Source organism: Mesorhizobium sp. M1396 (genome assembly GCF_040317725.1).
Lineage (GTDB): Bacteria > Pseudomonadota > Alphaproteobacteria > Rhizobiales > Rhizobiaceae > Mesorhizobium.
Genome location: NZ_JAMYLA010000109.1, coordinates 1 through 6,861 on the forward strand (window position 1 = coordinate 1; position 6,861 = coordinate 6,861).

The following is a 6,861-nucleotide window of genomic DNA, read 5'->3' on the forward strand; positions in this document are numbered from 1 at the left end:
TTTTGGGATTGGTCCTACGTCTGGGAGGCGTTTCCGTATCTGTATCGGGGTGCAATCGTTACCATTCAGGCGACATTGCTCGGCTCACCGAGCGCACCGCTACGCAGGCGCTTGAGCACCCCACGATACGAAAAATAGAACTCGAGCATCCTGCCCCTCCGACATTGCGGCGCAGGGGAATCCCGCGCCCGTGAGAGACACGAAATATTATGTGGCGGAGGCAAGCTGGGTTTGGCCGGCCCTGACGGGCGTCAGGGCGGCTCCGCCACATAATCTCGCCCGACGCATAAGAATGGTTATGTGGCGTGCCACATAACCGTTCGGCGGCGATCTCTACGTTTTCCGCGGACGCGCCGGATCTCTGGGATTGGGGGACTGGCGGATCAGCGCGAAGATGAGGCCCAGTACGAGCGCGATCGCGAACTGAGCCGGATTGCGCGCTTTAGCCAGTTTGCCGCGACGCGCTGTGGTCCGATGCCTATCCCTCAAGATGTCATCGACAGCTATTTGTGCACGTTTACTACTGATACTCCGCGCATCGGCGCAGTGTCGGCTCTGGGACACGCACGGCGAGTGGCTCCGGAGCGGTTCATTAGTTCCGTTCCAAGTGTAGAGGATGATCCGATTGCTCCGCTTCTGGCCTCCTTTTCGGACTATCTGCGCAAGGTGCGGGGACTTGAGCCGAAGACCCGCGAAGGCGTTCTTCTGGGCGGCCGCCGCTTTCTGGATTGGTTCCGCCATCATCATCCCGACCAAGAGCCCCAAGCGTTGACGGCGGAGCATGTCTTCGCCGCCGTTGAGCATCGGCTGTCGCTATCGACGACCTCCGCCACCCGCACGGCGGCGACCTCTCACATCCGAACATTTCTTCGGTTTTTGTATTGGGCTGGCCACAATGACCAGGATCTCGCCCGCTTCGTCCCAGGGACGCCGCATTGGCGTTTGGCGCATTTGCCGCCGCGCCTTGCATGGGATGACGTTCGGCGCGCAATCGATGCGATCGGCGCAACAACGCCGGTCGACATCCGCGATCGAGCCGTCCTGTTGCTGCTCGCCACCACGGGCATTCGCAACGGCGAGCTTCGCGCGCTCGCCGACTACATCCTGCGCGCTCGACCGAAGGTGGATAGCCCATACCTGTTCATGTCCTTCACGCCGCCCGTGGGACCGTTCAAGTGCGCATCGCCTGTTTCGAGGATCGTGCGGAAGCGGTTGCGGCATGGCGGGGTCGAACTCGGGCGGGTCGCAGGTGCACATCTCCTGCGCCACAACCTTGCCACCCAGCTCGTCAGGCAGCGAACGCCGATCAACGAGGTCGCCGATCTTCTCGGGCACCGCAGCATCAATACAACAGCGCTGTACGTAAAGATCGCGGCCTCGCAGCTCGCCGAGGTCGCACTCCCTTTTCCGGGAGGCGTCGTATGACCGCCTTCGCCCGTTTCCTCGGCGCGCCGTGGCGAGTGGCGCGGCTGATGGCGGCGCCGCTGAACGATAAGGCGAAATCCAGCGCGTCGATGAGCGACGCCAACTCAGCCTCGCTGAGAATACGCGGAGGCGGAATCGCTCTGGATCTGGGGAAAGCTCTGCGCTCCAAGGCCTCGGTTCGGACGTCATAGACGGCGAGATACTCGTAAAACCGGCGGAGCACGCGCATGCGCTCGCATTTCGCCGGAGGTTCCTCTCAAGGGCCGGACCATGGCGACGCTGATCGGATTGTTGGCGAGCTCGGGGATGCGATCGGGCGAAGTGGTCCGGCTTGATCGTTCCGACGTCGATCTGGCCAACGGGGTTCTCCTCGTTCGGAAGACGAAGTTCCGCAGCAAGGACCGTCTCGTTCCAGTTCACACGACGACCCAAACAGCCCTTCGTCAATATGTGCATGAGCGCGATGATGCTTTTCCCACGCCCAAGGACCAGGCCTTCTTCCTCAGCTCCCGAGGCAACCGCCTCTCGGCGACCGGCCTGCAAAACGGTTTTGCTGAGGTCCGCAAGCTCGCCCATCTTGATGGCGGCAAGCCGTTAAGGCCGCACGATCTCAGGCACCGTTTCGCTGTGACCCGCCTCAGCCTCTGGCACCAACAGCGTGCAGACGTTCAGGCGCTGCTGCCTTTGCTCGCCACACATCTCGGTCACGCCAGCTACAGCGATACAGCCTACTACCTCACTGGCTCGGCGGATCTTCTCGCCATTGCGGCGGAGCGCGCCTTCCTCGATGGAGGTGCAGCATGAGCGAACATTTGCTCCTGGCGCCGCTCCTGGAGTCCTACTTTCGCCGGCGCTTGACCAAGCAGCGCAACGCGACTCCCGCGACCGTGGCCAGCTATCGCGACGCCTTGCGCATGCTGATCCTCTTTGCCGCCGCCCGGTTGCGGAAGAAGCCGGCGGCGTTGGCGCTTGAAGAGCTTGATCGAGACCTCGTTCTCGCTTTTCTCGACGAGCTCGAGGAGAAGCGGAACAATTCCGTCGCCACGCGCAACGCCCGCCTGGCCGCGATCCGATCTTTCTTCCACCACGTCGCTGCCGCCGACCCGGCGTCCTTCGGCGTCGCCCAACGCGTGCTGACGATTCCCATTAAACGGACGCACATTGAGGTGACGTACCACCTCACCAGCGCCGAAGTGGACACCCTCATCGCGGCGCCCGATCCAAAGACGCCCCGTGGTCGGCGCGACCGAACCTTTCTGCTCTTCTTGGCACGGACCGGCGCCCGGGTCTCCGAAGCCACCGGCGTCAACGCAAACGATCTTCAGTTGGAGCGGTCGCACCCGCAAGTGCTGCTGCGCGGCAAGGGGCGCAGAGACCGCGTCGTCCCTATTTCCAAGGACCTGACGCGAGCGCTGACGACCTTGTTGAGCGAGCGCGGGATCACCCATTACGAGCCGCGACCGATATTCGTCGGCGCCCGCAACGACCGCCTGACTCGTTTCGGAGCGACCCATATCGTGCGGCGTGCGGCCGCCGAGGCCGCCGAGGCCGCCGAGGCCGCCGAGGCCGCCGAGGCCGCCGAGGCCGTGGCTATCAGCCCGGCCTTGGCCGACAAGCCCATATCGCCGCACATCTTCCGGCACTCCCTCGCCATGAAGCTTCTCCAGTCCGGCGTGGACCTTTTGACGATCCAAGCCTGGCTCGGGCACGCACAGGTCGCCACGACCCACCGCTATGCCGCCGCGGATGTCGAGATGATGCGCAACGGACTCGAGAAGGCGGGCGTCGCCGGCGACCACGGCGTGCGTTTCCGACCGAACGACGCCGTTCTGCAACTGCTGAACAGCATCTAAATATTATGTGGCGGAGGCAAGCTGGGTTTGGCCGGCCCTGACGGGCGTCAGGGCGGCTCCGCCACATAATCTCGCCCGACGCATAAGTGCGAATCGCGCTTCAGGTGCTGCTGAACCAGCAAAGCCAGGCCTTGCCTGCCCTTCCTCATATCGGTGTGGCCCATCGACAGCCACACCCGCGCGCCCGACGGGATCACCGCAATGCCTTCACCACTGCCGTAGCCAGCGTGGGCGTCGCTCCAGCGAAGATGCTCGCTCGGCTGCAGCTGTACGACAATAGCTGGCCGCGGCTTCAGTGGTTGGCGAGCGTCTTCATCGATAACCACCGCCTCGGTAAGGCACGGGTAAGACGCGGGTTCGCACAGCTTGCGACGCCATGTGTAGATCAGCGCCGTCGAAACGTCATGCCGCCGCGCCACCTGCGTTACAGGCTCCGGGCGAAAACGCCTTCTCCAAAAATCTGGCGCCGTCCTCCTCGTTCCAACGGCGCCTACGTTCGGGGCCGCTGAGCAACGTTGATCTGACCCATTAACCGCTCCTAAGTGCGCTCTTAAGAGTACGCCGCTTTGCCAAGGTGAGCAGCTGCAGCGGGTATTACAACCGAATGGCGAGGCGAGGCGAATGTGTAACGGGCAGACCACGCAACCTGGAGGGCACAGCGATGCCCACTCCGGGTCAGACCTCCTGCCACTGCGGTTTCCCCGTCTGCGATCGCGAATGCGTCCGTTTCGCTCTTGACCAATTGCTGGATCGTTTCTCATTGCTCGGACCTCTCGATGCCAACTTGAGTAACAAAGCAAAAAATTTGGATCGTGTCCCAGGGAGTACATGCTATGGGGCGAGCGGCGAGGTATGGCATCCTTCGGCGCTGTTGTGCGTGTTTCGGTAATTCCCGGACACCCTTTTCGCTAAATCCCGGACAGTGATTTCGGTAATTCGCGGACAGCGTTTCCGCTAAATCCCGGACAGTTTTCGGGAGCGGATTTAACGGTCGGTTCTCGGCTGCGCCGTTCTGGCAGTTTGGCCTCTCACGATGACGTTGAGAGGGGCCATGCCGAGACGGAAGCAAGCGAGACGAACGAGTGTGAGGGATATCCAAGCGATCTTGCGCCTGACGCATGAGCAGGGTCTTTCGGTGCGTGAGGTGTCAGAACGGCTGAAGATCAGCAAGACGACGGTATCGACCTATTTGCTGCGGGCGCGGGAGGCCGGGCTGGCATGCTGGCCGCTGCCGCCCGGCCACGACGAGGCGACGCTTCAGCGGCTGCTGTTTGGCCGTGCCGGTCGTCCGCCGCAAGACCTGAGCGAACCGGACTTTGCGCTGATCGCCAGGGAGTTGAAGCGCAAGGGGGTGACGCTGACGCTGTTGTGGCAGGAGTATCGCGCCGCCCATCCGGACGGCTACGGCTACACTTGGTTCTGCGAGCACTTCGCCGCTTTCGAGCGCCGGACGAGCGCCACATTCCGCAACCGGCATGCGGCGGGCGCGGTGATGCAGACGGACTATGCCGGGCAGACGGTGCCGGTGATGGATCCGGCGACCGGCGCCATTTACCCGGCGCAGATTTTTGTCGCGGTGCTGGGTGCCTCCAATCTGACCTTCGCCTTTGCCAGCTCCAGCCAAAAGCTGCCGGACTGGATCGAGGGCCAGGTGCGAGCGCTCGCCTTCTTCGGCGGTGTCACCAGAGCGATCGTATGCGACAACCTGAAGGCCGGTGTCGTCAAGGCGCTGTGGTTCGAGCCGACGCTGAACGCGACCTTTGCAGCCATGGCCGAGCATTACGATACCACCATCCTGCCGACCCGAAGCCGGAAGCCGCGCGACAAGGGCAAGGTCGAGGGCGCGGTGCTGATCGTCGAGCGTTGGATTCTGGCACGGCTCAGGAATAGATCCTTCTTCTCGATCGCCGAGCTCAACGCGGCGATCGCCGAACTGCTCGAGGATCTGAACAACCGGCCGATGCGCCATGTCGGCCAAAGCCGCCGCGAACTGTTCGAGGAGATCGAGCGGGCCGCCTTGAAGCCGCTGCCGGCAGCACCGTTCGAATACGCCGAGTGGAAGTCGGCGAAGGTGCATCCTGACTACCATGTCGAAGTCGACAAGACCTTCTACTCGGTGCCGCACCGGCTGATCGGGCGCACCGTCGAGGTGCGGCTCACCCACCGGGTGGTCGAGATCTTCCACGATCACCAGCGTGTCGCCAGTCATGTGCGTCGCTCACAGCGTTCCGGCCATGTTACCGTCAACGAACACATGCCTAAGGCGCACCAGCGCTACGCCAACACCACGCCGGCCAGCCTGATCAGCCGGGCGGCCGGGATCGGCCCCAACGCCGCCATTCTGGTCGAGCGCATGATGCGCGACCGACCGCATCCGGAACAGGGATATCGCTCGGCCATGGGCATCCTGTCGCTGGCGCCGCGCTATGGGCCGGAGCGTCTCAATGCCGCCTGCGAGCGGGCGCTGCTGATCAACGCGATCGCCTACTCCTCCGTCACCGCCATCCTCAAAGCCGGCCTCGACCGGGCCAGCTCCCCAGAACCGGCAAAGCCGACTCCCCAGCACGCCAACATCCGCGGCTCGAACTATTACCAGTGAAGGAAAGGAAGAAAGAATGCTGACGAACCCCACCCTCGACCAGATGCAATCCCTCGGTCTGGCCGGCATGGCTGCCGCCTGGCGCGAACTGGCCGAACGGAACAACGCCAACGAGCTCAGCCGTGATGAGTGGCTCGGCCTGATGCTCGACCGCGAGGTTGCCATACGGGCCGACAAGCGCGTCCGGAACCGGCTCGCCTCAGCCAGGTTGCGCTTTCCCGAAGCCTGCATTGAGGACATCGACTTTGCCGCGCCGCGCGGGCTCGACCGGCGCAGCACCATGGCGCTCGCCCAGGGCGAATGGCTGAAGGCGCATGAGAACCTAATCGTCACCGGCCAGACCGGAACCGGCAAGTCGTGGCTGGCCTGCGCCTTCGGCCGGCAAGCGGCACGGCTCGATCATTCCGTGCTCTATGTGCGCGTGCCGCGCCTGTTCGAGGATTTGGCGCTCGCTCGTCTCGATGGCCGCTTCCCACGCCTCATTGACAAGCTCACCCGCGCGCAACTGCTCATCCTGGATGACTTCGGAACCCACTCCCTCACCGACTAACAGCGCTTCCATCTGTTCGAAATCGTCGAGGAACGCTATCGCCGCAAATCCACCCTGATCACCGCCCAGGTCCCGGTGGCCAGATGGCATGACTTGATCGCAGACCCAACCGTCGCCGACGCCATTCTCGATCGGATCGTGCACAACGCCCACCGCATCGTGCTCCATGGCGACAGCATGCGAAAGCAAAAGGCAGCGCCCCTCTTGACCGGCGCCGAAAACAGCGAAATCAATCATCCATGAACGCAACAAGGCACCCGAGGACCGTCGCCGCCAAACTGTCCCGACATTAGCGAAATCGCTGTCCGGGAATTAGCGGAACCCCTGTCCGGCTTTTACGAAATGCGCACTGTTGGATCCACCATCAGAAGGAGGCACCCGATGTCGCCGTCTTTTGACGCGAGCCGGTCCCTTACCGCTCTTGAACAGGATAA

General features: G+C 63.1%; 6 protein-coding genes and 1 pseudogene. 6 read left to right on the forward strand and 1 reads right to left on the reverse strand.

Annotated elements, in window-relative coordinates; genetic code table 11:
• Window positions 1–573 precede the first annotated feature (573 nt).
• The 4 genes from NKH02_RS33695 (at window position 574) to NKH02_RS33710 (ending at window position 3,278) form a co-directional block, all read left to right on the forward strand.
• Window positions 574–1,425, forward strand: a complete 852-nt coding sequence (locus NKH02_RS33695; RefSeq protein WP_352884117.1) for a tyrosine-type recombinase/integrase — start codon at window positions 574–576, stop codon at window positions 1,423–1,425.
• The gene (locus tag NKH02_RS33700) at window positions 1,422–1,616 is read left to right on the forward strand and encodes a hypothetical protein (RefSeq protein WP_352884119.1); all 195 of its coding nucleotides are present in this window, start codon (window positions 1,422–1,424) and stop codon (window positions 1,614–1,616) included. Before NKH02_RS33695 ends, NKH02_RS33700 begins: the two co-directional genes overlap by 4 nt.
• Before the next feature lie 79 nt (window positions 1,617–1,695).
• The gene (locus NKH02_RS33705) at window positions 1,696–2,229 is read left to right on the forward strand and encodes a tyrosine-type recombinase/integrase (protein WP_352884122.1); all 534 of its coding nucleotides are present in this window, start codon (window positions 1,696–1,698) and stop codon (window positions 2,227–2,229) included.
• Window positions 2,226–3,278, forward strand: coding sequence for a tyrosine-type recombinase/integrase (locus NKH02_RS33710; RefSeq protein ID WP_352884124.1), 1,053 nt, complete (start codon window positions 2,226–2,228; stop codon window positions 3,276–3,278). Before NKH02_RS33705 ends, NKH02_RS33710 begins: the two co-directional genes overlap by 4 nt.
• Window positions 3,279–3,325: 47 nt before the next feature.
• On the opposite strand, the gene tnpB is transcribed toward NKH02_RS33710, so the two are convergent.
• Window positions 3,326–3,697 (reverse strand): IS66 family insertion sequence element accessory protein TnpB, encoded by a 372-nt coding sequence (gene tnpB, locus NKH02_RS33715; RefSeq protein WP_352884127.1) that lies wholly within the window; start codon window positions 3,695–3,697, stop codon window positions 3,326–3,328.
• A 632-nt stretch (window positions 3,698–4,329) separates the two neighbouring features.
• On the opposite strand from tnpB, the gene istA reads away from it, so the two are divergent.
• Window positions 4,330–5,877 carry an IS21 family transposase gene (istA, locus tag NKH02_RS33720; protein ID WP_352884129.1) on the forward strand — a complete coding sequence of 516 codons (1,548 nt, stop codon included), beginning with the start codon at window positions 4,330–4,332 and terminating at the stop codon, window positions 5,875–5,877.
• Window positions 5,878–5,893: 16 nt separating this feature from the next.
• Window positions 5,894–6,670 (forward strand): annotated as a pseudogene (gene istB, locus NKH02_RS33725) (IS21-like element helper ATPase IstB).
• Window positions 6,671–6,861: the final 191 nt, after the last annotated feature.